Here is a 25,543-nt window from a genome sequence, read left to right as displayed (position 1 = left end):
GAAAAACCTCAAAAGTCAGGCTGCCCAAAAAACTGCCGCGTCATAGGCGATAGCCACAATCTGCCTGGCTGCACGAAAAAACCTGCAAAAATACATGAATTTGTGTCCTTAACCACTGGCCACGAAGAATTCCTGCAATTGTGCAGGCTTTTCATCGAATACATGGACTCCGATTCACTTTCAGCGAAAATTCCTGTACTTTTGCAGGTTTTTCGCCAAAACAAACTAATTTCGCAGAAAAAACCTGCACTTTCGCAGGTTTTCTCCCTGTCCAGCCGGCTTGTGTCCTCCCACTTCAGTGCTGTAACTTGCTCAGGAGAGGAGTGGATTGGGGAAGAACGCTTGCACCAAGGCTGCCCCCCTCAGGTTCCTCTATCCCGTCACTTTGTTATCAATCTAATCTGATTGTTGCAGGTTTTCGACGCAGCCCCATCCGTTCACTTTGTAAAGGATAGCTTGAGTTTGACGACAGCTTTCCCGTCTTTTGTTTCTACGCTCACGACATCGAGGTAGCTGACCATCTTTTTCGGGATGAAGCCTAGATTGAATTCTTTCATCATGTCCGCGATCGTCGTATCCGGCAGCTCGAAGCCGTTGAATTCGATACGGTCGATCAGGAACCGGACTTCGTTCATGTCCGTTCCTTCAATTAAGGCGAATTTGCCTTGCAGCTTGAAGGCGAGATCGTCTTTTTTCCCCGAGGCGACAATGCCGTCGTTCTGAAAGGTGAAGTCGAGATTTTTCAACTGCTCGTTAGTCCGGTGCAAATAGTCGTTGAAATCGCGATCGCTGATCGTGATCAGCGGGTTGCTGAAGGAAGACAAATCCAAATATTTATTGTCGGCGCCGCTTTGCGTAATAAACTGGGGAAATTCAAGGAAAGCGGCGGACAGCTGCTTCAAGTATTCGCGGAACACAGGCAGGCCTTCTTCTTTCCATTGATCGTTCAACGACTTGATCTGCTGCTGAACGACCGCCGCCTGGGCCGTCACTGCAAGCCGTTTGTCCAGTTCTTCCTGGAGCGTGACGAGCCGCTGCCGCTGCTGCAGCCAATTGTCTTTCGTTTTCTGCAAATCGCTGCGGGACGTATCAAGATCCGCCCGCAACTGCTTGAGCTTGGCGAACGATTCGGTAAAGCTGGCCAACGCTTTGTGGTCGTTCACAAGTATCATTTGTATGTATTCCAACATTCGGATCGCATCGCTGACCGAAGTAACGGTGAACAGAAGCGTCCAAATCGTATCGCGGTCTCCGGTGTAATAGGCTCTGAGCACTTTGCCGGCATGCTTTCTCGTTTCTTGAACGCTGTCGTTTTGCCGAACGATATCCTGCTCGTTAAGCCGGATTTGGTCGGCGAGCTTGGCGTCCTGCTCGTTCAGTCTGGCGAGTTCCCGGTCGATTTCGTATATCGTCAGCCCTTTTTGCAGCAGCTCTTTCGTATTATCGTGTGCAGCGCCTGCCTCTTCAGCCAATACCGAACGGATGGGCGCGGCCGTATTCCAGATGAGCATCGCCGATAAAACGACGAGCATGATTCGGTTCCTGTATTTCATTCAGACGTTTCTCCCCCTATGTACAGATTATCATATTTCTATTAAATGAAGCACAAAAAAATACTTGCCCCCGGCGAAAGGAGCAAGCATGTAAGGAAAGCTATTTTTTTGTTTTGACTATCAGCTTAAGGACGTCATTAAAGTCTTTAACCTGGGCTGGAACTTGCTTGGTGAAAGCAGGGGCTTGATTGATCCCGTCATAGGTTTGGTGGAGCGTCAATTTGTTCTCCGACGATTTGCCGTCAGCCGCAGTTACCGTGAAAATAATGTCCATCGACTGGTCGCGGATGAAACCTTGATCGTCGATCGCGACGCTCAGCGTGCCAGGGGCTTTCAGTTGGACGCCGGTCAGCGACTTTTTGAGCTGTTCCGCCTTGTCTGCGGCGAGCAGGCCGTTATTTTGCAGCGTGCCGACGAAATCCGGCAGTTTGGCTTGCAGCATGGCGTTCAATTCTTTTTCGTTTTTCGCGGTCAGGTCGATGCTGATCGATTTGGCGTTCGAACCGTCTTTCAGCTTGACAGGTTCTTTGGCCTCTTTATACCATTTGGGATCGGTGCCCTGGAAAATGATGCCGCTTAGCGCCGCGGTCAATTGCGATGTGTTTTTCAAATTATCAAGCTTCAGCGGTGCCGCGCTGTTTTGGCTAAGCTGCTGCAAATCGACGGCATAATATTCGTCAGCCGTTTTATTGATAGCTGGTATATTGAAATACAATTTGTTATCTTTAATAAGAATAGGTATTGCAATCGGAGACGTAGTCCCTTTGGGGGTAATTTTCAAATCGGTCTCGAACTGTAGCGGATCGAGGCTGCTGGCGCCTTTCCACTCAATGGTGCTTTCCCGGAATACGCCGAGAATTCCGTTCGTAAGAGGATTCGGAGAGCTTATCAGCGCGTCGCTGATTTGCAGAGCTGCGCTGCCGTCAAACGAATACGATTTCATTTCCTGCTGCTTGGTTAACGATGTTTCCACTGTTTCTTTGATCTTGGTGTTGTCCGTACAAGCTGTTAACGAAACGAGGCCGACCGAGGTGATCACCGTTAACGTCATCCATTTTTTAAACATGTATTCCAGTCTCTCCTTCCATAAGTCCTTCTTCATTATAATGGTTTATACCCGGTTTGTCTGTATGTAAACAATTGCAAAAAACGCTTGCAATTTGCAGCGAATATCAGGAGGCAATCTTTGTGAATGTGCAGCTTGGTCACCCGGAAGTCGTTCAAGCGCTGATAGCCGCTATCCGGCGGCACGAGAAGCGGGCGATTCCGTTTCGCGATTATATGGATATATGTTTATACCACGAGCCCGGAGGATATTACCGCAGCGAGACTGTCAAAATCGGGAAAGACGGCGATTTCTACACTAGCTCTTCGATCGGCACCGCAATGGGCGAGATGGTGGCCGCGTTCATCGTTCGCCTGGCGGCCGAGACCGTGCGGGAAACGGAGCCGGTTTCCATCGTAGAATGGGGAGGGGGCAGCGGCCGGCTTGCTCTTCATCTTTTAAATGAGCTGCGGCTGACAGCACCGTCTTTGTACGCCCGTCTCAGCTATACGATGATCGAATCCAGCGGATATCATCGGCGGTTGCAGGCTGAGACCTTAAAGCCGCACGAGGCTGTCGTCCGTTTTGTTGCGGATGCGGACTGGCTTGCCGCTCCTCCGGGCGACGGGATTTTTGTGCTCGCCAATGAGCTGCTCGACGCATTTCCGGTTCACCGGGTAAGGTACCGGGAAGGGCGGTACGAGGAGGCGTACGTGGCGTGGGACGAGCCGGATCGATCTTTCCGGGAAGTCTGGCATCCTGCAGCATCCAAACGATTATTAGACTATATGACCGGGCTAAAAGTTCAATGGCCGGACGGGCAAATCGGGGAAGTGAATTTCGCCGCGGAGGACTGGCTGCACGCGGTAGCGAAGCGCGTTCGGAGCGGAGGCGTCATCGTCATCGATTATGGCGATCGGGAAGAGGAAATCTACGGGGCGCACCGGCAGCGCGGCACGTTGATGTGCTACCGGCAGCATCAGGCTGCGGACGATCCGTTTCAATTTCAGGGGCGGCAGGACATGACGGCTCATGTCAATTTCAGCTTGTGCCTGGATGCGGCGGCGCGAGCGGGGTTTACCGGCTGTACGCTGCGGACGCAGCGGGAGTTTCTTGTGGAGCAGGGCATTTTGCACAAGCTGCAGGAGCATCACGACCCGAATCCGTTCAGCGAGGTTGCAAGGAAGAATCGCGCCATCCGCCAGCTGCTGCTCAGCGATCAAATGAGCGAGCTGTTCAAGGTAATGACAGCGCATAAAAAAAGGTGACCCGAATGATGTCATTCGGATCACCTTTTTGAATTTTACACGGACATTCTGAAGAAAGACCAATACGTAAATCCGCTGAAGGAGATGATCATATATCCCCAAAACAGCAGTATGTAGGTGCGTTCTGATAAGCGCATATAGCCCAGAATCACGAAAACGGCCGTTTGGAAAAAGAAAAGCAGAGACATCGGAATCATATCTCCCGCTAAACTCATCAATGCGATGACAAGCGTCCAAAATCCTAAAACCCGAAACATGCGATCCATTTACGTTTTATCCCCCTCTCATGCCGCGATGCACTTTTACTACATCACATTATACCTTTTGCTTAGACGAGTGTAAACCTCCAAGCGCGAAGAAATTAAAAACATTTCGTCTTGCATCATTAGTATGGCTTTTTGTCCGAATCCGATGTATGAGCCGTAAAAAAAATGGCAATACCATTTAGTATCAAATAGATTCTATGAACTCTACTATGGGCATAGAAATAGTAATAATGGCACGAATCAATTTATACCTTCTCTTGCGAATTGATTCTCTCTATATTTAGATGCATTTGCACAATTACGTTAGGAGGATTGACCTTATGTCAGCAATTAGACAAGACGCTTGGAGCGACGAAGACGATTTAATTTTAGCGGAGGTGACGCTGCGTCATATTCGTGAAGGGAGCACTCAGCTGTCCGCTTTTGAAGAAGTGGGGGAGCGGATCGGCCGTACGGCTGCTGCATGCGGTTTTCGTTGGAACAGTTTCGTCAGAAAGAAATATGAGGCCGCCATTCAAATTGCGAAGGCCCAGCGGCAAAAACGCACACAGCTGAAAAAACATGCTGCAGTCAGCATTTCAAGCTCATCCGTGGCACTGCTTGACACCCAGGAACTGCCTGGAGGCAAAGCGGAGGCGATTTCCGAGGAAACGCTATCGATCGATGCGGTCATCCGCTTCCTCAGACAATGGAGAAGCACCTATCAGGATATGAACAGGCATATTAAAAACCTGGAGAAAGAGTTGCAGGACAAAGAGGAAGAACTCGACCGGCTGGGGCGGGAAAACGACAAGCTGAACAAGCAGGTCAACGAAGTGGAGACCGACTACCGGGTTGTCAATGACGATTACAAGGCGCTGATCCAGATCATGGACCGCGCAAGGAAAATGGCGTTCCTCGTGGAAGAGGAAGAAGAAGGAAAGCCGCGGTTCAAGATGGACGCCAACGGCAACTTGGAAAGAGTAGACTGACAGGATCTCAGTACCTATAAAAGCATAGTCAATCGAGAAGCTCCGGAGCAGGCCAACGCCTCGCTTGCGGGGCTTTCGTGCTATAATGGGGAGCGTATCCAAGTAAAGAGGGGGCGGGCTACATGCACATCATGATCATTGGGGCAGGTTCGCTGGGGCTCTTGTATGCGGCCAAGCTAGCGGAAGTTTGCGACAGCATGACGGTAACGGCGAGGACAGAGGCGCAAGCCCTGGCGCTGCAACGGGAAGGTATCGTGCTCGACGGCCGGCCCGCTGCGGCATTTTCGCCCGCGGTCCGATTCGCAGCTTTTGAAGAACATCGGCTTTCTACGGGCGGGGATGCGCCGTACGATTTTATTTTTCTGATGGTCAAGCAATCCGCCATTGAAGAAAGCTTGCTTTCTTACATGTCAGCGAAGATGTCACGGCATACGGTTGCCGTTTGTTTTCAAAACGGGATCGGCCATGCGGAAAAGCTGGAGCAGGCGCTAGGCGCGGATCGCGTGCTGCTTGCGGTGACGACGGAAGCTGCCAAAAGGGACGGCCTGCATAAAGTCAACCATACCGGCCATGGGGTTACATACATCGGAAATGCCGGAGGCAGCGAGGAAAACAAAGGACCTGAGAAATTTAGACAAATTTTATTGGCCGACACGCTAAGAAAGGCAGGATTTGACGCGCAGGTGTCGAAAGACATGGATACGCGGGTTTGGAACAAGCTGATTATTAATTGTGTCATTAATCCGCTTACGGCGATACTGCGCGTGCGCAACGGCGAATTGCTGGAATCGGAATGGACGAGGCAGCTTATGCGCGAGCTTTATCAAGAAGCGGCCGGATTGGCTTCGGCCAAAGGCATACCCGTATCCGAAGATTTGTGGGGGACGCTGCTTCAAGTATGCGAGGCGACAGCGGACAATCATTCCTCCATGCTTCAGGATCTTATGAACGCCCGACGGACGGAAATCGACAGCATGAATGGGAGTTTGCTTGGCATGGCCCGGGAGGCAAAGATGGAGCTTGCCGCTCACCAAACCGTTTATCGCTTCATAAAAGCCCTTGAATAAGAAGGTGATCCGTTCGTGGATGTTATTGCTGGTGTACTGACAAAATTATACGCTATTCTCGCTATTGCCCCGTTTGTGACGTTTATCGCCGTCTGGTTTGCCGTGTATTTTTTTATGAAAGACAAAAAGATGACGACAAGGCTGGCTATGGATATAACGACATTGTTTCTGATCGGATCCGTGTCCGTCATGTGGAACCAACTGTTCCAGACTTCGTTCGGTTTCTGGCTGATTTTGCTCGTTCTGCTGATTGCATTCGGCACGATCGGCGGCTATCAGACGCGGGTGAAAGGGAAATCCGAACTTTTGAAAGTGGGCAGGATCGTTTGGAGAATGGGTTTTCTCGGACTATCGGCCTTGTACATCGTTCTTTTTCTTCTGAATATAGGAAAGACCTATATATACTCTACATAATACGATTACATCAATGAGGAGATGGATGACATGGTACGTAACTTGATGGAAGAACTTGTATGGCAATGCTTGAGGGATTTGCAGCAGCATCAGGAACTGTTAAGAGGTTGCGAGGAGCAAAAGTTGGCCGATATTATGGCGATCACACTGAACCGCATTCCCCCGAAATACGTGTCGTCCTCGCAAGGAGAAATGTTTGTGAAAACGCAATTAAGGCAGCTGGAGCCGGAAATTTACCGGGAACTCGCTTACGCCATCGACAAAGTTATGAATGATAGCAGAAAAAGCGATTTCTGATAGTACAGGGCCTTTTTGTAATATTTATTTGAGAATTGTAGAAAATAACAATGATTTTCGTGTAGATTTTATTAACCGTTGGTTGTATAATTAAAATCCATGAAGATCTTTTTTTAGACATTAATTTGACACTGGTGAATTAAGGCTGGACATTATGGCGTAATATGTTATAATTTCTCACGTATTATATAGTAAATTTTTTTACCAGAGATATATGTTAGATTATGTTACGTATTTAAAAAGATTTTCATTGTATCTTGGGTTTTCGGTGTTAGGTTAACGTAAATTTATTTGACAACATACACCTGACCATAAATAGATATACATATTTTTAAAGGAGGAGTTTTATGAAATCGAAGAAGTGGGTTACAACAGCAGTAGCGCTTAGTTTGGTTGGCAGTGTGGCGATCGGGTGTACAAAAAATGAAAATACTCCGGCAGCGTCCCCAAGCGGCGATGCCAAAGGATCGGCTGCTCCGGCAGCTTCGAACAAACCGCAAGAAATCAAAATCAATTTCTCGGCAGAACCGCCGATAATGGACAGCTCCAAAACGACGGCGAACGCCGCATTTACGTTCCTCAGCGCCTTTAACGAAGGCCTTTTCCGCACTGACAAAGACGGCAAAGCCACTCCGGGACTTGCGAAAGATTTCCCTAAAGTTTCGGCAGACGGCTTAACATATACCATCGACATTCGCGACAACGCCAACTGGTCCGATGGACAACCTGTAAAAGCGCAAGACTTCGTCTATTCATTCAAACGTACTTTGGACCCTGCCACGAAAGCGCAGTACAGCTTTATCGTCGCATGGATTAAAGGCGGAGAAGCGGTAACGAAAGCTAAAACTCCTGAAGAAGTAAAAGCGGCGCAAGACGCGCTAGGCGTTAAAGCGATTAGCGACAAGCAGCTGGAAATTAAACTTGAAAAACCGGTAGCTTTCTTTACACAGTTGCTCGCGTTCGCGACGTTCTTCCCGCAAAGAGAAGATTTTGTGAAGCAAGCAGGCGACAAATACGGCGCCGAAGCGGATAAAGTCATCGGTGCCGGACCGTTCGTCCTTTCCAAGTGGGATCATGGCCAAACTCTTGAGCTCGTAAAAAACGATAAGTATTGGGATGCGGCTAACGTCAAATTGACGAAAGCGACGGTTAACATCGTAAAAGATACGAATACGGGACTGAATCTGTACGAAACGGATGCGGCGGATCTGACTGAAATCAACCGCGACCAGTTGAAGCTTTATGCAGGCAAGCCTGATAACACTCCGAAACCGGAGCTGACAAACTCCTACCTGATGTATCAAACGAAAAAAGTTCCGGCTTTGGGCAACAAAAAAATCCGCCAGGCGCTTAATATGGCGATCGACCGTCAAGCTTATGTAGATACCGTTCTTGCCAACGGTTCCGTTCCTTCCACGGGTCTCGTTCCTGTCGGCACTTCGGACGGCGCAGGCGGCGATTTCCGTAAAGTTGCCGGCGATACCCAGCCGAAATTCGATGCGGCCAAAGCGAAAGAACTGCTTGCCGAAGGGTTGAAAGAAGCAGGACTCACAGCTCTGCCGAAAATGAAAATCAATGCGGACGACTCGGAAACTGCGAAAAAATCGCTTGAATTCATCTTGGCGCAATGGAAGCAAAACCTTGGTTACGATGCGGAAGCGAATCCTATTCCTCATGCGCTGCGTATTGAGCTGGCTTCCAAGCATGACTTCGACATTACGCTTGCCCTGTGGGGTGCCGATTACAACGATCCGATGACATTCATGGATATGTGGGTAACCGGCGGCGAGTTTGACGAAGGCGACTACAGCAATCCGGAATACGATAAATTGGTCAAGCAGGCTCAGACGGAAATCGACCCTTCCAAACGTTCCAAAGCGTTGGTTGAAGCCGAGAAAATTTTGATGGATGATCAAGCCGTAACTCCACTTTATTTCCGTACTCGCGCTTACTTGAAAAAGGAGAGCGTTCAAGGTTTAATCCTGCCATCCTTCGGTCAAGAATGGGAATTGAGATGGACTTCCATTAAGTAATCGCGCAAGCTGTTTACGAATTACAGGCAAGAGGCCGTTCGCACCTCGTGGGAGCGGCCTCTTCTAAATTTCCGGCTAGAATATGAAATAAGGAGGAGCAATATGGTTAAGTTCATTCTTCGCCGTCTCTTATACGCGCTTATAACGTTATGGCTCATTGCCACATTCACATTCGTATTGATGAAAAACTTGCCGGGCAATCCGCTGGGAGAAGGCGCTGAACGGATCCCGAAAGCGACGAGAGATATGCTGCTGAAGCAGTACGGGCTCGATAAGCCGTTATGGGAACAATATTTAACTTTTATGGGTAATATTCTTCGCGGAGATCTGGGAGCTTCCTTCCAATTCCCCGCCCACAAAGTAACGGACATTATTAAGCAGGCTTTCCCTTCATCTCTTGAACTCGGTTTGATTTCGATTGCCATTGCGATTGTTGTAGGTCTTACTTTGGGGATTATCGCGGCACTAAAACATAATAAAGCCGGCGATTACACAGCGATGTTCATTGCCATTATCGGTGTTTCGATTCCTTCGTTCGTGCTCGGTCCGCTGCTTTCTTACTACATCGGTGTTAAATGGGGAATTCTTCCCGCCGGATTGTGGAAAGGTCCCAGCTACCGCGTTTTGCCGGCAATTGCGCTGTCGTTCGGCACCATTGCGATTTTGGCGCGTTTGATGCGCACGTCGATGCTGGATGTACTCAACCAGGATTATATTAAAACGGCGAAAGCCAAAGGGCTTGCGAATTTTACTGTCGTTGTGAAACATACGATTCGCAATGCTATTTTACCAGTTATTACTATTATTGGCCCAATTTTTGTAAACGTCATCACAGGAACGTTGGTCGTTGAGCAAATTTTCTCCGTTCCAGGCTTGGGCAAGCATTTCGTATCTGCAGTATCTTCGAACGATTATACAATGATATCCGGATTAACGATTTTCTATTCCAGCATTCTTATTTTGGTTATTTTCCTGACAGACGTACTGTACGGAATCGTAGACCCTAGAATTCGACTTGGGAAAGGCGGGAAATAAATGATGCAAACGACATCGCAAACAACTGAGAACAATAAGTTTGCTCCCGTTGCTACCGGATCTTTAACCGGCGATAGAATTGTAAGGCCTTCGCTCAATTATTGGCAGGACGCATGGAGACGACTTAAGAAAAATAGACTGGCTATGGCTGGCTTAACTATATTGATCGCCTTGATATTGCTTTCGGTTTTTGCTCCGTTTTTTTCGAATTATGATTATCAGACGCAAGATTTGAAAATAAAAAATTTGGCGCCGAATGCCGAGCATTGGTTCGGTACGGACGATTTCGGCCGTGACGTCTGGACACGCGTTTGGTGGGGGACGCGCATCTCCTTGTTTATCGGGATTACTGCGGCTCTGATCGATTTGGTCGTCGGCGTTATTTACGGCGGCATTTCCGCCTACTATGGCGGCCGTGTCGATGAGATCATGCAGCGCACGATCGAGATCGTGTACGCGATTCCTTTTCTGCTCATTGCAATTTTGCTCATCATGGTTATCGGCTCGGGGGTTTCTTCCATTATTTTGGCTTACAGTATTACGGGCTGGGTGCCTATGGCCAGGTTGGTTCGCGGGCAGATGTTAACTTTGAAAGAGCAGGAATTCGTGCTCGCTTCCCGTACGCTCGGTGCATCCGCAATGAGAATTATTATGCGCAGCCTGATTCCCAACGCGCTTGGGATCATTATCGTACAAATCACATTTGTCGTGCCGTCGGCCATTTTTACCGAAGCGTTCTTAAGTTTTATCGGTCTGGGTGTCAAGCCTCCGCTTGCCTCTCTGGGCAACTTGCTGTCGGACGGCGCTAACTATATTCGTTTGTATCCGCACCGCCTGATTATTCCGACGATTGTATTCAGCATGATTTTGATGAGCTTCAATCTTCTGGGCGACGGGCTTCGCGATGCGCTGGATCCAAAAATGCGCAAGTAAGAAGGGGTGAATGAACATGAGCACCAATGACAATTTGCTTGAAGTTAAAGACCTTAGAGTTTCTTTCCGCACGTATGCCGGCGAAGTTCAAGCCGTTCGCGGGGTTACTTTTCATTTAAAAAGAGGCGAAGTGCTGGCCATCGTAGGGGAATCCGGCTGCGGCAAATCGGTAACCGCCCAGACTCTCATGCGTTTAATTCCGACTCCGCCCAGTTTCATAAAAAGCGGCTCGATTTTGTTCGACGGGAAGACGGATATTACCCGGCTGACCAATAGGCAGATGGAAAAAATCCGCGGTTCCGAAATGGGGATGATTTTCCAGGATCCGATGACATCCTTGAACCCTACTATGAAGATCGGCGAGCAAATTACGGAAGGCTTGATCAAGCACCAGGGCATCAGCAAACAGGATGCTGCGAAACGTGCCATTGAAATTTTGAAGCTGGTCGGCATCAACTCGCCGGAAGGCCGCATTCATCAATATCCGCACGAGCTTTCGGGCGGTATGCGTCAGCGCGTCATGATCGCCATTGCGCTTGCTTGCTCGCCGAAGCTGCTGATTGCCGATGAGCCTACGACGGCTCTCGACGTTACGATTCAAGCGCAAATCATCGATTTGATGAAGACCATTTCGGAAAAAACGGAATCTTCGATTATTTTGATTACGCACGATTTGGGCGTTGTCGCCGATATGGCGCAGCGGGTCGTCGTCATGTATGCGGGCAAAATCGTCGAGCAGGGCACGGTGGATGAGATCTTTTACGATCCGCAGCATCCTTATACATGGGGCTTGCTGCGCTCGGTACCGCGTCTGGACACGAACAGCGACGAGGAATTGATCCCGATTCCGGGAACGCCGCCGGATTTGTTCGCTCCGCCGAAAGGCTGCGCCTTCGCCGCCAGATGTCCGTATGCGATGAACGCTTGCCTGGAGGAAGATCCGGAGCATACGAGACTGTCTGAGACGCATTCCGCAGCGTGCTGGCTGCTGCATCCCGATGCGCCGCAAGTTGAACGTCCTGTAGGAGTGGGAGGTCATCATCATGGCTAATCAACCGATTTTGCAAATCCGCAATATGAAAAAGCATTTTCAGCTTGGCAGCGGCAAAGTGCTGAAAGCTGTTGACAACTTTTCGATAGACATTTACCGTGGAGAAACGTTCGGGCTTGTAGGCGAGTCCGGCTGCGGGAAGTCGACCGCAGGCAGGACGATTATCAGACTGTACGAAGCGACCTCCGGGGAAGTTATTTTCAACGGCGAGAACGTGCACAAGCTGAAAGGGAAAAAAATAAAAGAGTTTAACCGCAATATGCAGATGGTGTTCCAGGATCCTTACGCCTCGCTGAATCCGCGTATGACGGTCGGGAATATTATTGCCGAAGGCATTGATATTCACGGTCTCTACAAGGGTGCCAAACGGAACGAGCGCGTCATGGAGCTGCTGCGCGCCGTCGGTTTGAACGACGAGCATGCGAGCCGGTTCCCGCATGAATTTTCCGGCGGGCAGCGCCAGAGGATCGGGATCGCCCGGGCGCTTGCGATCGAACCGCAATTCATCATTGCGGACGAGCCGATATCCGCTCTGGACGTATCCGTCCAGGCGCAAGTGGTCAACCTGTTCAAACGGCTGCAAAAAGAACACGGGCTCACTTATTTGTTCATCGCGCACGATCTGGCGATGGTGAAGCACATATCCGACCGTATCGGCGTTATGTATTTGGGCAACCTGGTCGAAGTCACAACGTCGGCCAATTTGTATGCTAATCCGCTTCATCCGTACACGGAATCGCTGCTCTCGGCCATCCCGATTCCCGACCCGGAAGTGGAGCGCACGCGCGAGCGCATCATTTTGCAAGGCGACGTGCCGAGCCCGCTGAACCCGCCGAGCGGATGTCCGTTCCGCACCCGTTGTCCGAAGGCGATGCCGGAATGCGCCGCATCGATGCCGCCGGTCAAAGAGGTGGAGCCTAACCATTTTGTCGCGTGCCATCTGTATTAAGTCCGGAACCGTCCCTTTGGGGGCGGTTTTTTAAGTTTTTTCGTTTGAGTCGATGTTTTTGTAAATCGGGGAATACTTTGTGTGTGGGGGAGGGGATATGTTTGGCGTATTTTGAGATTATGGTTTGTATTGTAAATGATGGGGTTAAATAGGGTTTCGGACCGGTCAATCGGAACGTTCGTTCCGTTACCTTGGCACCGTAATGCACATCGGCCTTTTGAACACGGCTGCTTTTCATTGAAGGGCCTTGGTTTGTCTGCCAAGGCGAAAAGCAGGGATGGCGAGACTCGGTTTTGTTAGTTTTGTCGCTCGGAGACGGCATCACCGCCTGATAGGTGGCTCGGCACTCGATGCTCGGTGGTGTGTTTAAACTTGCTAAAACTCCCACGACGTCGCGGGCGTCACCCCACAGAACGTCTGCCGCGTTCTATTTTCGTAAAAAGTACAGGCAGCGGCTGGTTGATCGCCTTAAAGCCTGCGAAAGTGCAGGTAGTTGATAAAACGTACCATAGAAGAGACTCTTCTCTTTTAACAAGTAGAAAACCTGCGATAGTCAGATTGTTGATAAAGCGTCAGGTTAGAGGAACCAGAGGGGGGGACAACCGCTCTTCCCCCAACATATGTCTCTCCTGCACGGGGCGCGGAGCTGAAGTGGGGGCTCTAAGCGGCTTGGCGTGGGAAAACCTGCGAAAGTGCAGGCTTTTCCGCTGGAAGCGGCCTGTTTTGGGGAAAAGCCTGCGATTGTGCAGGAATTTTGCGCCGATGATAGGCCAGAGGCCCAATTTGCCCGGAAAGCCTGCACATTTGCAGGGATTTTTTTCGAAGCAAGCGTGCAAAGGTGCGTAGACCTGTAGTTTTGCAGGCTTTCTGGTCGCTGGCAGGGAGACGTTGGCTCCGGATGGTTTTTCGCAACGAACGTATCTTCTGTGAGTGTCCCTCGGGTGAAGTAGCCGATGCAGCTACACATTTTCCTTTCAAATGCTTTCGCACCGTGTGCAGATCCTAGCACGCGGTGTGGCGTCGCATGAAGGTCGTCAACCACCACTGCATGTGGCCGCGGGGGCGGGCGCCATCCCGCATTTCACTTCCATTCGAATTGCAAGGAAGCCAGTCCCGGCTTCTCTCGATCTTAAGGAGGCGCAGCATTCGAGGAGCTGCAGCATTCGCTCTTTTTTGCGAGTGAAATGTAACTGAATAAAATACAGTTTTGACTTAAGCGGGACCGGAAGTGTACAATCAAACATAGGAGTCTGTTCGACGGAGTTACTCCAGAGACACATCTTTATTTGGGATAAAGAGGAGACAACGGAATGCAAACGGAAGCTTTTCACTGGAAAAGAAGTCAGGCGCTTGCCGAAGACTACATACAAAACAAAACTGGTTCCAAAAAGTTGTTCCCGTATCATTTTGGCAGTGCCGACGACTGGGCCGAGCGGGCGCAGTGGCTGACGGAGCCGTCCGGTGCGCCGCGCGCCGACCGCGGGGAGCTTGTCAACGTTTTGACCGCTTATAATGAAAGAATCGGCAATGCGCCGCTTGCGTTCGATAACATCGGCGCTCTTGCCGATCCCGGGGCGCTCGCCATTGTCGGCGGTCAGCAGGCGGGGCTTTTCGGCGGGGCTTTGCTCGTTCTGTATAAAGCGGTAACGATTATTCAGCTTGCCCGCGAATGGGGCCAGAAGCTGAATCGTCCGGTCGTTCCGGTGTTTTGGATTGCCGGGGAAGATCATGATTTTGACGAGGCCAATCATACTTACGTGCTTACCGGCGCCCAGCAGGTCGAGAAGATCAAGGTCGATCATCCTACAGGGCTGCGCACTTCCGTCAGCAAGCTGCCTTTGCCGGATGAAGCTTGGGCGGAAGCGCTGGATATGCTGGACCGCACGCTGATGGATACCGAGTTCAAGTCGTCGCTGCTGTCCAAGCTGAAGCACGCTTCCAGCGGTTCGGCGACGCTGTCCGACGCGTTTGCGCGGTGGATGGCCGCGTTGTTTGGCGAATACGGACTCGTGCTGATCGATTCCGACGATCCTTCCTTGCGCCGGTTGGAAGCGCCGATGTTCGAGCGGCTTGTCGCGGACAACGAAGCTCTCGGCCATGCGCTGCTCCGCACGCGGTCCAAGCTTCAGGAGGCGGGCTATGAGCCGCAAGCGGAAATCGCCGACAACGGGGCGAATTTGTTTGTTTTTGCCGGCGACGGACGGCTGCTGCTGCAGCGGGATGGCGAGCTTTTTACGGATAAAAAGCATGAATTCGCCTATTCGCGCGAACAACTGCGCGATATTGCGCTTACGCAGCCGGAGCTGCTCAGCAACAATGTGATGACGCGGCCGCTTATGCAGGAGTATTTGTTTCCGGTGCTTGCCACGGTTCTCGGGGCGGGCGAGATCGCATACTGGGGCTTGACGGGGGAAGCCTTCGAGCTGTTCGGCATGAAAATGCCGATCGCCGCGCCGCGGCTGGAGTTCACGCTGTTGGAAGGAACTGTTCAGAAGCATATGAACAAGTACGAGTTGACGGTGGAGGATGTGCTGGAACGGTTCGAGCAGAAGCAGCGGCAGTGGCTTGACGGGCAGGATACGCTGAAGCTCTCGGAGCTGTTTGACGCCGTGAAGGCGCAGTTCCGCGCCAGCTATGAGCCGTTGGTGGAATCCCTTTCGGCGATCAACCCCGGCGTTAAGAAGCTGGGCGATACGAATCTGGCCAAAATTTTGGAGCAGATCGAGTTTTTGGAAAATAAAGCCGCGGATGCGTACAAGTCGCAGTTCGATTCGGCGCTTCGCCAGCTGGAGCGGATCCGGCTGACGATTTTGCCATTAGCAAAGCCGCAGGAAAGAGTGTATAATGGATGTGCTTACATGAATCGATACGGCAGCGATTGGCTGAAAAGTCTGGTTGAAACCCCGATACCGGTAGACGGTATGCACCGCATTTATTATCTGTAGGATATAGGAGGACGTTTGAATGAACACTGTAGACAAAAGTATTGTCACGGATATGAAGCTGGCGCCGGAAGGCCATTTGAAAATTGATTGGGTGCAGGCGCACATGCCGGTTTTGAACCGGATTCGCGAGCAGTTCGAAAAAGAGCAGCCTTTTAAAGGGTTGAAAGTTACGATTTCGCTCCATCTTGAAGCCAAAACCGCTTATTTGGCCAAAGTCGTGAAAGCCGGCGGCGCCGATGTGACGATTACGGGCAGCAACCCGCTGTCCACGCAGGATGACGTGTGCGCGGCTCTCGTCGAGGACGGGGTCACGGTTTTTGCCAAGTACAATCCAAGTCCGGAAGAGTACAAAGAGCTGTTGATCAAAGCTTTGGAAACGAAGCCTGATCTGATCATCGACGACGGCGGAGACCTGGTTACGATTTTACATACCGAGCGCCAAGATTTGCTGGAAAACGTCAGAGGCGGGGCTGAAGAAACGACGACAGGCATTCAACGCCTGAAAGCGATCGAAAAGGACGGGCAGCTGCGCTTCCCGATGGTTGCGGTCAATGACGCATTTTGCAAATATTTGTTCGACAACCGCTACGGTACGGGACAGTCCGCATGGGACGGCATCAACCGCACGACGAATCTCGTTGTAGCCGGCAAGACCGTTGTCGTCGTCGGTTACGGCTGGTGCGGCAAAGGTGTGGCGATGCGCGCCAAAGGCTTGGGTGCCAACGTTATCGTGACGGAAATTGACGCGATTAAAGCGGTGGAAGCTTACATGGACGGGTTTGCCGTAATGCCGATGAGCGAAGCGGCCAAATTGGGCGATTTCTTCGTGACAGTTACAGGCAACCGCGATGTGATCCGCGGCGAGCATTACCAAGTGATGAAAGACGGTGCCGTTCTTTCCAACGCGGGCCATTTTGACGTGGAAGTGAACAAGCCGGAGCTGGAGGCACTGTCGGTTTCCATACGTACGGTACGCCGCAACATTGAGGAGTATCAGTTGAAAGACGGACGCAAGGTTTACCTGCTAGCCGAAGGCCGTCTCGTAAATCTCGCCGCAGGCGACGGGCATCCCGCGGAAATTATGGATATGACGTTCGCGCTGCAAGCGATGTCGCTGAAGTACGTGAACGATGAGTACCAAAACATCGGCAAAAAAGTCGTGAACGTGCCGTATGCGCTCGACGAGCAGGTTGCCAGATTCAAGCTCGAATCGCTGGGAACGAGCATTGATTCCTTGAGCGAAGAGCAAAAAGCTTACCTGGACAGCTGGACTTTGCACTAAGCGATAGTAAGAAGGTTGAGGCCCGAGGGGACGAATGTTGTCTGTTCGGGCTTTTTTGCATTTTTTTCGGGGCGGGTGCCGCTCCTGGAACGGGATGCAAGCTTGATTGACGCTGCGCAGCCGTTTCCTTTAGCGAGGAAAGGCTGCGTGAAGCGGGGGCGGTGGCAAGGGCAAGGGCAGAGGTCAGTGCGCGGCGGTCGCCGTTAGGTCATGCGACGCCGTGTGGGGTTCTGACCGCTGCCATGCGTCGGCGACGAAATGCGCGCCCGAGATTCACGCGCGTTGGGGGCCGGGGGTTGCCCTCAAGGCTGCGTTCATAGCAGCACATCGTGCTTCTGCTTCTTGGCAGCGCGGAAAAAGCCTGCAAAAGTGCAGTTTTTTGCCCGTGGATACGCTTGCAGCGAAAAATTCCTGCAAATGTGCAGGCTTTCCAACTGCTGCACGAGCTCAGACGCGTTTTAACCGGAAATTCCTGCACAATTGCAGGCTTTTCCTCCAAATGAACCATTTTACCCGAAAAAGCCTGCACTTTCGCAGGCTTTTCGTTTGCGCAGCCGCTCCATGACCACCTACGCCATCTTGTGCCAGCTAAACGAAACGTTTGGGTAAAAATAAGGGGGCCATCAGCTTCATCCGCACCCATCAGCACTAGCTGTCACCCCATCCGTTCTAGCTGCGCCCCATCAGCACCACGCGCAGCTCTCAGCGCGTGGTGTTGCGCTGCATAGTTGCGGTCGGTCGACCACAACTCTAGCCGCGCCCATCCGCCCAAAGCAGCCGCTCCTTCCGCTCTAAGCTGCTTCTTCTTCCACCCAAAGCAGCCTCCCCATCGCAACTTTTCCAGGTCGGTGCCCGTTTATAGGGTGTGTCACCTATATATGGAAAAGGGGCGATGAACATGGTGCAGAACTCGCAATTCACACAAAGAACGCGTCGCAGGGGGAATGTGGGCAGGGGCAGGCGCATGGCTCTGCTTGCGCTGGGCTTTTTGCTGCTGGCGGCGGTGCTGAACGGCTGCAGCGCGGCAAGCGAAAAGAACTCGTCAGCTGCCGGCGGAGAGGCTAAAATGGATGTGCAGACGAGCGGTGCCACGGCTGATAAGTCGATGAAAGCGGCGGACCAACGCGCAGAGTCTGCTTCCGCGGCAGCCGGTGCCGCTCCAAGCGGCAAAACGGCGCAAGAGCCGGCAAAATCTCAGGCGGAAGAAAAACCTGCGCCGATTGCGATCGCTCCGTCGGATGGAGCGGACGGGAGTGATAGTTTTAGCCGGAAGCTCATCTATCGCGCCAATCTGGTCATGCCTGTCGAGAATTACAGCGAGGCGCAGACGCAGCTGAGGAATTTGGTCGCGTTAAGCGGAGGTTACATTTTACAGTTTTCGGAAAACGCGAGTACGGGGGAGCGCGGCGGGACTTTTACGATTAAGGTCGCTGCCGGCGGATTCGTCTCCTTGCTGGACGGATTGGAAAAAATCAGCCCTTCGATACAGCGCAACGTGCAGGGGCAGGATGTAACGGAGGAATACGTCGATTTGAATTCCCGCCTGAAGGCGAAGCAGGTCGTGGAATCGAGGCTGCTGAGCTTTATGGAAAAAGCGACCAAAACCGATGAGCTGCTCGCTTTTTCCAACGAGCTTTCCAAAGTGCAGGAAGAAATCGAGCGAATCAAAGGCCGCATCAGATATTTGGATCAAAATGTAGCGTACTCGACCATTGAGCTGCGCATGTATCAACAGAGCGGAAACAAGCCGCTGCTGTCCGATCCGAATAAGCTGACGCTGGGCGACCGTCTGCAAAAAGCGTGGAATTCCAGCTTGAATGTGCTGGCTGCGGTGCTTCAGGGAGTATTGGTGTTTTTGGCGGCTGCGCTGCCGATTATCGTCATACTCGCGATCGTCGTGATCCCGCTATGGCTGGTAAGACGCAAAAGAAACAGGAAACTGCTTGAGATGAGGAATCAATTTAAAGAACAAAACACAGCCATTACGACATCCCAAAGCGAAGATACGGAATCCAAGGACGGTCCATAGTTGAAAACAGAAATAAAATTTTCAGAAATCCTGCGTCTTTAGCAGGATTTTTTGCATTTTTGGCGAATAGACATATAAAAGTGGTGGAAAGTGGTACAAAGTGGAGGGAAAGGGGGCGCCATGCTATGTTCATGGGGGAACACCAGCATAGCATTGACGAAAAGGGCCGGATCATTATCCCGGCAAAATTTCGCGAAGCGCTCGGCGAATCCTTTGTTATCACCCGCGGCTTGGACCAATGTTTGTTTGTATATCCGAGGTCGGAATGGGCTGTGCTGGAGCAGAAGCTGAAGGCGCTGCCGCTAATGAAGTCAGATGCGCGCGCATTCACCCGCTTCTTTTTTTCCGGGGCGACGGAGTGCGATCTTGATAAACAAGGAAGAGCGAATATTCCCGGTAATCTGGTCGAACATGCCAAGCTGGAAAAAGATTGCGTCGTCATCGGCGTGTCCAGCCGGGTTGAGATTTGGAGCAAGCAAATTTGGGAAAGCTATTCCAGTGAATCCGAGCAGTCATTCAATGAAATCGCCGAAAAGCTGGTGGATTTTAATTTTGATCTGTAGCCGGAAGGGGCAGACGCTTACGAAGTAAGTTTCCTTACAGGAAACTCAGCGGATGCTTACGAAGTAAGTTTCCCTAACGGGAAACTTTTAGGAGGACACCAAGTGTTTCATCATGTGACGGTATTAAAGGAAGAATCTGTTGAAGGATTACATATAAAGCCAGGCGGCGTATACGTGGATTGCACGATGGGGGGAGCCGGCCATAGCGCTCTGATCGCGTCCAAACTCGGTCCCGATGGGCTTTTGATTGCGCTGGATCAGGACGATGTGGCGCTGGCGAACGCCCGGACAGTGCTTGCTCCTTATGGAGACCGCGTGAAAATCGTAAAAAGCAATTTTCGCGAATTGGAGCGGGTGCTTATGGACGAGCCCAGGGCGCTTCGCGACGGGAAACCGCAGGTCGACGGCATTCTTTTCGATCTGGGCGTATCCTCTCCGCAGCTGGATGACGCCGAACGCGGCTTCAGCTACCATCAAGATGCCGAGCTTGATATGAGGATGGACCGGCGGACGGAGCTGAGCGCGAAAACGATTGTCAACGAGTGGCCGGAAGATCGAATCGCGAAAATATTGTATGAGTACGGCGAGGAGAAGTTTTCGCGCCGCATCGCCGCCAATATCGTGCAAGCGCGGGCCAAGCAGCCGATCGCAACGACCGGGGAATTGGTGGAGCTGATCAAGGAAGGCATCCCGGCAGCGGCGCGCCGAACCGGCGGGCATCCCGCCAAAAGGAGCTTTCAGGCGCTTCGCATCGCCGTCAATGACGAATTGGGCGCTTTTGAAGAAGCGTTGGAGCAGTCCATCCGCTGTCTCGCGCCGCAAGGAAGAGTAGCTGTCATCACGTTCCACTCGCTGGAAGACCGAATATGCAAGCAAATTTTCGCAAAAAATGTTGAAAAATGCACATGTCCGTCAGATTTTCCGATATGTGTTTGCGGAAGCGTCGGAGTTGTCAAATTAGTGAATCGTAAGCCGATAATCCCGGGAGAACAGGAACTTGAAACCAACCAGCGGGCCAGATCGGCGAAACTGCGTATTGCAGAAAAGCTATGATACCAAAGGAGGAAACATGACATGCCTTCCTACATTCAAGGGAACCTCGCTCTAGACCCGAAACGGACGCCTAAAGTCAAAATCAAAGAAACGACGAAAGTTGTGTACCGCGCCAAATCGCTGCCGGTTCAGGAGAAAATGCTGTATTTGTTTACGGTTGTGCTCTGTGTCATCGTCGCCGGAGTTATCATTTGGCGGTATGCAACCATTTATCAAATGAATGCAAGCATTTTGAAAATGCAAAACGAGATCCGTCAAATTCAGGCGGAAAACAGCGCGCTCAAGCAGGAAGTGGAGATGCTGCAAAGTCCCGACCGTTTGAAAACGGAGGCTTCGCGCCTCGGGCTGAAGCCGCAAGACGATATACCGGCAGGCCAATCGGCCGCCCAAAAAGGAAAAACGCCCGCCTCAACCGACAAAAAAAACAAAGTGGCCTACAATCCATAAACGGGCGGGGATGACATGATGACGAAAAAAATTAAAATTCGCTCATTTTTGATCGGGGGGTTCTTTACCCTTTTTTTTGTTGTTCTCATCGCGAAAATCTATTGGATTCAAGTCGTAGATGCGGCGTGGCTGACAAGTAAGGCGGAGAAGATTTGGGAAAAAGATAAAGTGATCACGCCGGCCAGAGGCGAAATTCTCGACCGCAACGATAAAGTGCTGGCTGTAGATGCGACCGCATATACCGTTTCGCTGAACCCGGAAATTATCAATCTTTATAACATTTCGGACGACGTCGCGCAAGGGCTGGCTGATATTTTAAAAGAGTCGGACGATGGCAAAGCAGCTTTGGTTGCTAAAATCCGAGACATGGCTACGAGAAAAAGAGATAACGGCACGTTTGCAAAAAATGTGGAGGTTCGCAGCGAAGGCTGGAAAATCGAAAAAGATAAAGCGGACGCCGTGCAAAAACTGATCGCCTCGCTGCAAACCAAACTGGATAAGAAACCGAAAGATAACGTCGGCATCTACCTCCTTGAGGACAAGAAACGCTATTATCCGGGAGAAACGCTCGCTTCCCATGTGCTCGGCTATACGAACAAAGAGGGAGCCGCTTCGATGGGGCTGGAAGCCAATCTCGACGATATCCTCAAAGGGGTTCCCGGCATGATGAAGCACGAAACCGATCCCAAGGGCGTCGAGCTTCCCGATTCCAAAATCAACTTTAAACCCGCCGAGGACGGCAAAAACGTCAGGCTGACGATCGATAAAAACATCCAGTACTATATGGAAACCGCACTTGCCAAAGTGAACGAAAAATGGCATCCTAAAAGCTTGACGGCTATCGCGGTCGACCCGCAAACGATGGAAATACTTGGAATGGCTAATTTACCGACGTTCAATCCGAACAAGTACTGGACGTTCAAGGACCAGAACGATTTTAAAAACAACGCCATCGCTTCCCGTTACGAGCCCGGTTCCACGTTCAAAATCGTCACTCTCGCCGGCACGGTGCAGGAAGGCTTGTTTAACCCGAACGCTACATATCAATCAGGCGCCATACGTGTGGAAGACAGGGAGCTTCATGACCATAATCGCGTAGGATGGGGGAAAATAACTTATCTGGACGGTTTGAAACGTTCCAGTAACGTGGCATTCGTCAAGCTTGGCTATGAAATGCTGGGAAGAGAACGGCTCGATGACTATATTAAGAGATTCGGGTTCGATAAAAAAACGAATATCGATCTGCCGAACGAGGTGTCGGGCTTGATCGCCATGAAGTACGGCCCTGAGTACGCAACGGCGACTTACGGTCAGGGCAAGGTCGTTGTGACCGCGATTCAGCAAACGGCCGCGTATGCGGCGATGGCCAACGGCGGCAAGCTGATGTGGCCGCATGTCGTCAAAGATATCGTCGACCCGAAGACGGGCGATGTCATTCAGTCTTTTGCCCCCAAAGTAGTCAGCCAGGTTGTAACTGAGCAAACCGCCAAGCAGGTGACCGATTATTTGGAGCAGGTCGTTTCCGACCAGGATATCGGTACAGGCAAGCTGGCCTACATGGAGGGGTATCGGGTCGCCGGGAAAACAGGAACGGCAAACATCGTTTTGCCCGGTGACAAAACGTATTCCACCAATACATGGGTCATTTCGTTTATCGGCTATGCGCCGGTTGAAAATCCGAAGATTTTGATTACGCTGATTGCCGACCAGCCGGACCTTGGCGGGAACTACCACTTGGGCGGTCAGGTGCTCGCTCCGGCGTTCAAAGAAATCGCGACCGAGTCTCTGCAGTACATGGGTGTCGCCTCGACCAAGCAGGCGAAAGTCGTAACGCAGGAAGCGAACAAGATGACGATGCCGGATCTCGTGGATGCGGCGCAGGACATCGTAACCGACAAAGCCAAGGAGCTGAATTTGAAGCTCGAAGTGTTCGGCAAAGGCAGCCAGGTGATCGAACAATTTCCGCGGGCCGGTACTGAAATTTTGTCGACCCAACGAATTTATGTAGCTATGCAGCCGCTTGATTCTTTGCCTGTTCCCAGCTTTAAAGGCAGGTCGCTGCGCGATGCGATGGAAGCCTGCTCATTTCTCAAGCTGAACTGCCAAACTTCGGGAGAAGGCTACGTAACGGATCAATCGGTGGCGGGAGAAGGGGATTCGCGTACGGTAACCTTGCAGCTCCAACCGCTAGGCGAAACGGCTTCACCGCCGTCACCATCTCCGTCGCCATCGCCGGGGCCGAATGCGAAAGATAAGGACAATGGCAAAAAATTGGATACGGCTGCGAAAAACGGTGCGGCGAAAAAAACGCAGTGACGGATAGCTTGTTCTAACCCCAGTTTGTCCCGAATAGTCATGATATGAACGATCTTGACTTGTTTGGAAGGGGGAGCGAACGCACATGCGCGTATCCAACGTTACCGTTCGTCGCAGACTGTTTGCAGCGCTCATTATCGGAACGGTCATTTTCTCGGCGCTCATCCTGCGTCTGGCTTACGTACAAATATGGATGGGCCCGGATTTGGCGGAAAAGGCGGAGAACAGTTGGCGGAGGGATATTCCGTTCGCACCGAAGAGGGGCGAGATTCTCGACCGGAACGGCGTCGCGCTCACCTACAATGTCAGCACGCCGTCGGTGATGGCGATTCCCGTACAGCTGAAGGACGCCCGGACTGTCGCCGGGAAGCTGGCGGAAGTGCTGCAGGGCAATGAGGACGAAATCTACAAGCAGATGACCAAGCGGGCGAGAATTAACGAAATTAAGCCTACAGGCCGCAAAATTACAGTTGAAAAAGCGCAGGAAATCCGCAATTTGAAGCTGCCCGGCATCGTCGTCGCGGAAGATAACAAGCGTTATTATCCGTTCGGCACGCTGGCCGCCCATATACTCGGGTTTACAAACGCATATAACGAAGGATTGACCGGTGTAGAAGCCAAGTACAACAAATATTTGAACGGCATTCCCGGCAGCATTTCCTACATGGCCGATGCGGCGGGAAGGCAGCTGGAAGGCACGACGGACGAGTATGTGAAGCCCAAAGACGGCCTGAACCTGCAGCTGACGATCGACAGCCACTTGCAGTCCATTATGGAGCGGGAGCTTGACCAGACGATGCTGCAGTACCAGCCGCAAAACGTGCTGGCAATCATGATGGACCCGAACAATGGGGAAATACTGGCGATGGGCAGCAGACCGACCTATGAGCCCGGCAATTATAAAGAATACGCGTCCGAGACGTATAACCGGAACCTGCCGATATGGAAAACGTACGAGCCCGGTTCCACGTTTAAAATTATTACGCTGGCAGCTGCGTTAGAGGAGAAAAAGGTAGATTTAAAGAACGAAGGTTTTTACGACCCCGGCTTCATCGAAGTGGGAGGGGCGAGGCTGCGCTGCTGGAAACGGGGCGGGCACGGCAGCGAGACGTTTTTGCAAGTTGTCGAAAATTCCTGCAACCCGGGATTCGTCGTGATGGGGCAGCGCCTCGGAAAAGATAAGCTGTTCGACTACATTTCGAAATTCGGCTTCGGCAAAAAAACGGGCATCGATCTGGGCGGGGAAGAGAACGGAATCCTGTTCAAGCCTTCGCAGGTCGGTCCGGTGGAACTGGCCACAACCTCATTCGGGCAAGGGGTTTCGGTGACGCCGATTCAGCAAATTTCGGCCGTCTCGGCGGCAATCAACGGGGGCAAGCTGTTCAAGCCCCATGTCGCCAGATCGTTCTCCAACCCGGAAACCGGAGAGGTTGTAGATGTGATCGAACCCGAGCTGGTGCGCAACGTCATATCGGAAAATACGTCCAAGCAGGTGCGTGAAGCGCTGGAAAGCGTAGTCGCCAAAGGAACGGGCCGCAATGCGTTCATCGACGGATACCGGGTCGGCGGCAAAACCGGTACGGCGCAAAAAGTAGTGAACGGCCGCTATTCGCCGGATGAGCATATCGTTTCGTTCATCGGCTTCGCTCCGGCCGACAATCCGCGCATCGTCGTGTACGCTGCCGTAGACGATCCGCAGGGCATTCAGTTCGGCGGTCTGATCGCCGCTCCGCTGGTCAGAAACATGATGGCGGACGCTCTGCGCTACATGAAAGTTGAGCCCAGCAAGCAGCAATTGGACCGCGATTATCGCTACGGAGAAACGCCGGTCGTCGAAGTGCCCAATTTGATTGGCGCTACGGTCGAAGACATTTATGAAGATTTGAATATGAACTTCAAGCTGGCAAAGTCGGGGAACGGCAAATACGTGATGAGCCAAGCGCCGAAACCGGGCGCCAGGGTCGAACAAGGATCGACGATCCGCATTTTTTTGTCGAACAGCGAACCGCCGCAGCAATAAATTTCC

21 protein-coding genes are annotated in these 25,543 nt (G+C 51.6%); 18 read left to right on the top strand and 3 right to left on the bottom strand.

The window, feature by feature from the left end:
- Positions 1-437: 437 nt before the first annotated feature.
- Positions 438-1,553, bottom strand: coding sequence for a coiled-coil domain-containing protein (locus AC0LWT_RS27370; protein ID WP_474684458.1), 1,116 nt, complete (start codon positions 1,551-1,553; stop codon positions 438-440).
- A gap of 100 nt (positions 1,554-1,653) precedes the next feature.
- Positions 1,654-2,619 carry a hypothetical protein gene (locus AC0LWT_RS27365; protein WP_474684457.1) on the bottom strand — a complete coding sequence of 322 codons (966 nt, stop codon included), beginning with the start codon at positions 2,617-2,619 and terminating at the stop codon, positions 1,654-1,656.
- A gap of 122 nt (positions 2,620-2,741) precedes the next feature.
- Here AC0LWT_RS27365 and AC0LWT_RS27360 point away from each other — a divergent pair, with 122 nt between their 5' ends.
- Positions 2,742-3,866 (top strand): class I SAM-dependent methyltransferase, encoded by a 1,125-nt coding sequence (locus AC0LWT_RS27360; protein ID WP_474684456.1) that lies wholly within the window; start codon positions 2,742-2,744, stop codon positions 3,864-3,866.
- Between the two features lie 35 nt (positions 3,867-3,901).
- Here the strand turns inward: AC0LWT_RS27360 and AC0LWT_RS27355 are convergent, their stop codons facing one another.
- Positions 3,902-4,132, bottom strand: coding sequence for a DUF2626 domain-containing protein (locus tag AC0LWT_RS27355; protein ID WP_474684455.1), 231 nt, complete (start codon positions 4,130-4,132; stop codon positions 3,902-3,904).
- A 320-nt stretch (positions 4,133-4,452) separates the two neighbouring features.
- Here AC0LWT_RS27355 and AC0LWT_RS27350 point away from each other — a divergent pair, with 320 nt between their 5' ends.
- The 17 genes from AC0LWT_RS27350 to AC0LWT_RS27270 all read left to right on the top strand — a co-directional run bounded on the left by AC0LWT_RS27350 (position 4,453) and on the right by AC0LWT_RS27270 (position 25,537).
- Positions 4,453-5,103 (top strand): RsfA family transcriptional regulator, encoded by a 651-nt coding sequence (locus AC0LWT_RS27350; RefSeq protein WP_474684454.1) that lies wholly within the window; start codon positions 4,453-4,455, stop codon positions 5,101-5,103.
- Positions 5,104-5,225: 122 nt separating this feature from the next.
- A complete protein-coding gene (locus tag AC0LWT_RS27345; protein ID WP_474684453.1) occupies positions 5,226-6,170 on the top strand; it encodes a ketopantoate reductase family protein in 945 nt (314 codons plus the stop codon).
- 15 nt (positions 6,171-6,185) lie between these two features.
- Entirely contained in the window at positions 6,186-6,584 is a 399-nt protein-coding gene (locus AC0LWT_RS27340; protein WP_474684452.1) for a DUF3397 domain-containing protein, read from the top strand.
- A 30-nt stretch (positions 6,585-6,614) separates the two neighbouring features.
- Positions 6,615-6,881 carry a late competence development ComFB family protein gene (locus AC0LWT_RS27335; protein WP_474684451.1) on the top strand — a complete coding sequence of 89 codons (267 nt, stop codon included), beginning with the start codon at positions 6,615-6,617 and terminating at the stop codon, positions 6,879-6,881.
- A 347-nt stretch (positions 6,882-7,228) separates the two neighbouring features.
- Entirely contained in the window at positions 7,229-8,914 is a 1,686-nt protein-coding gene (locus AC0LWT_RS27330) for a peptide ABC transporter substrate-binding protein (protein WP_474684450.1), read from the top strand.
- 102 nt (positions 8,915-9,016) lie between these two features.
- A complete protein-coding gene (locus AC0LWT_RS27325) occupies positions 9,017-9,949 on the top strand; it encodes an ABC transporter permease (protein ID WP_474684449.1) in 933 nt (310 codons plus the stop codon).
- A gap of 3 nt (positions 9,950-9,952) precedes the next feature.
- Entirely contained in the window at positions 9,953-10,882 is a 930-nt protein-coding gene (locus tag AC0LWT_RS27320) for an ABC transporter permease (protein ID WP_474684515.1), read from the top strand.
- A gap of 16 nt (positions 10,883-10,898) precedes the next feature.
- Complete coding sequence (locus AC0LWT_RS27315; protein ID WP_474684448.1) at positions 10,899-11,933, top strand: ABC transporter ATP-binding protein; 1,035 nt, start codon at positions 10,899-10,901, stop codon at positions 11,931-11,933.
- The gene (locus tag AC0LWT_RS27310; RefSeq protein ID WP_474684447.1) at positions 11,926-12,882 is read left to right on the top strand and encodes an ABC transporter ATP-binding protein; all 957 of its coding nucleotides are present in this window, start codon (positions 11,926-11,928) and stop codon (positions 12,880-12,882) included. The genes AC0LWT_RS27315 and AC0LWT_RS27310 overlap by 8 nt, the downstream gene beginning before the upstream one ends.
- Before the next feature lie 1,310 nt (positions 12,883-14,192).
- Positions 14,193-15,827 carry a bacillithiol biosynthesis cysteine-adding enzyme BshC gene (bshC, locus tag AC0LWT_RS27305; RefSeq protein ID WP_474684446.1) on the top strand — a complete coding sequence of 545 codons (1,635 nt, stop codon included), beginning with the start codon at positions 14,193-14,195 and terminating at the stop codon, positions 15,825-15,827.
- Between the two features lie 19 nt (positions 15,828-15,846).
- Positions 15,847-17,109, top strand: coding sequence for an adenosylhomocysteinase (locus tag AC0LWT_RS27300; RefSeq protein WP_474684445.1), 1,263 nt, complete (start codon positions 15,847-15,849; stop codon positions 17,107-17,109).
- Between the two features lie 964 nt (positions 17,110-18,073).
- Positions 18,074-19,138 (top strand): DUF4349 domain-containing protein, encoded by a 1,065-nt coding sequence (locus AC0LWT_RS27295; protein ID WP_474684444.1) that lies wholly within the window; start codon positions 18,074-18,076, stop codon positions 19,136-19,138.
- 125 nt (positions 19,139-19,263) lie between these two features.
- The gene (gene mraZ / locus AC0LWT_RS27290; protein WP_474684443.1) at positions 19,264-19,701 is read left to right on the top strand and encodes a division/cell wall cluster transcriptional repressor MraZ; all 438 of its coding nucleotides are present in this window, start codon (positions 19,264-19,266) and stop codon (positions 19,699-19,701) included.
- A gap of 102 nt (positions 19,702-19,803) precedes the next feature.
- Positions 19,804-20,754 (top strand): 16S rRNA (cytosine(1402)-N(4))-methyltransferase RsmH, encoded by a 951-nt coding sequence (rsmH, locus tag AC0LWT_RS27285; RefSeq protein ID WP_474684442.1) that lies wholly within the window; start codon positions 19,804-19,806, stop codon positions 20,752-20,754.
- Between the two features lie 21 nt (positions 20,755-20,775).
- Complete coding sequence (ftsL, locus tag AC0LWT_RS27280) at positions 20,776-21,201, top strand: cell division protein FtsL (protein ID WP_474684441.1); 426 nt, start codon at positions 20,776-20,778, stop codon at positions 21,199-21,201.
- Positions 21,202-21,216: 15 nt separating this feature from the next.
- Positions 21,217-23,517, top strand: coding sequence for a penicillin-binding transpeptidase domain-containing protein (locus AC0LWT_RS27275; RefSeq protein WP_474684440.1), 2,301 nt, complete (start codon positions 21,217-21,219; stop codon positions 23,515-23,517).
- Between the two features lie 85 nt (positions 23,518-23,602).
- The gene (locus AC0LWT_RS27270) at positions 23,603-25,537 is read left to right on the top strand and encodes a stage V sporulation protein D (protein WP_474684439.1); all 1,935 of its coding nucleotides are present in this window, start codon (positions 23,603-23,605) and stop codon (positions 25,535-25,537) included.
- The last annotated feature ends 6 nt before the right edge of the window (positions 25,538-25,543 follow it).

This window comes from Paenibacillus sp. sgz302164 (assembly GCF_056120505.1).
Note: the sequence above shows the minus strand (reverse complement) of the source record. Positions and strands in the feature narration are given on the sequence as shown.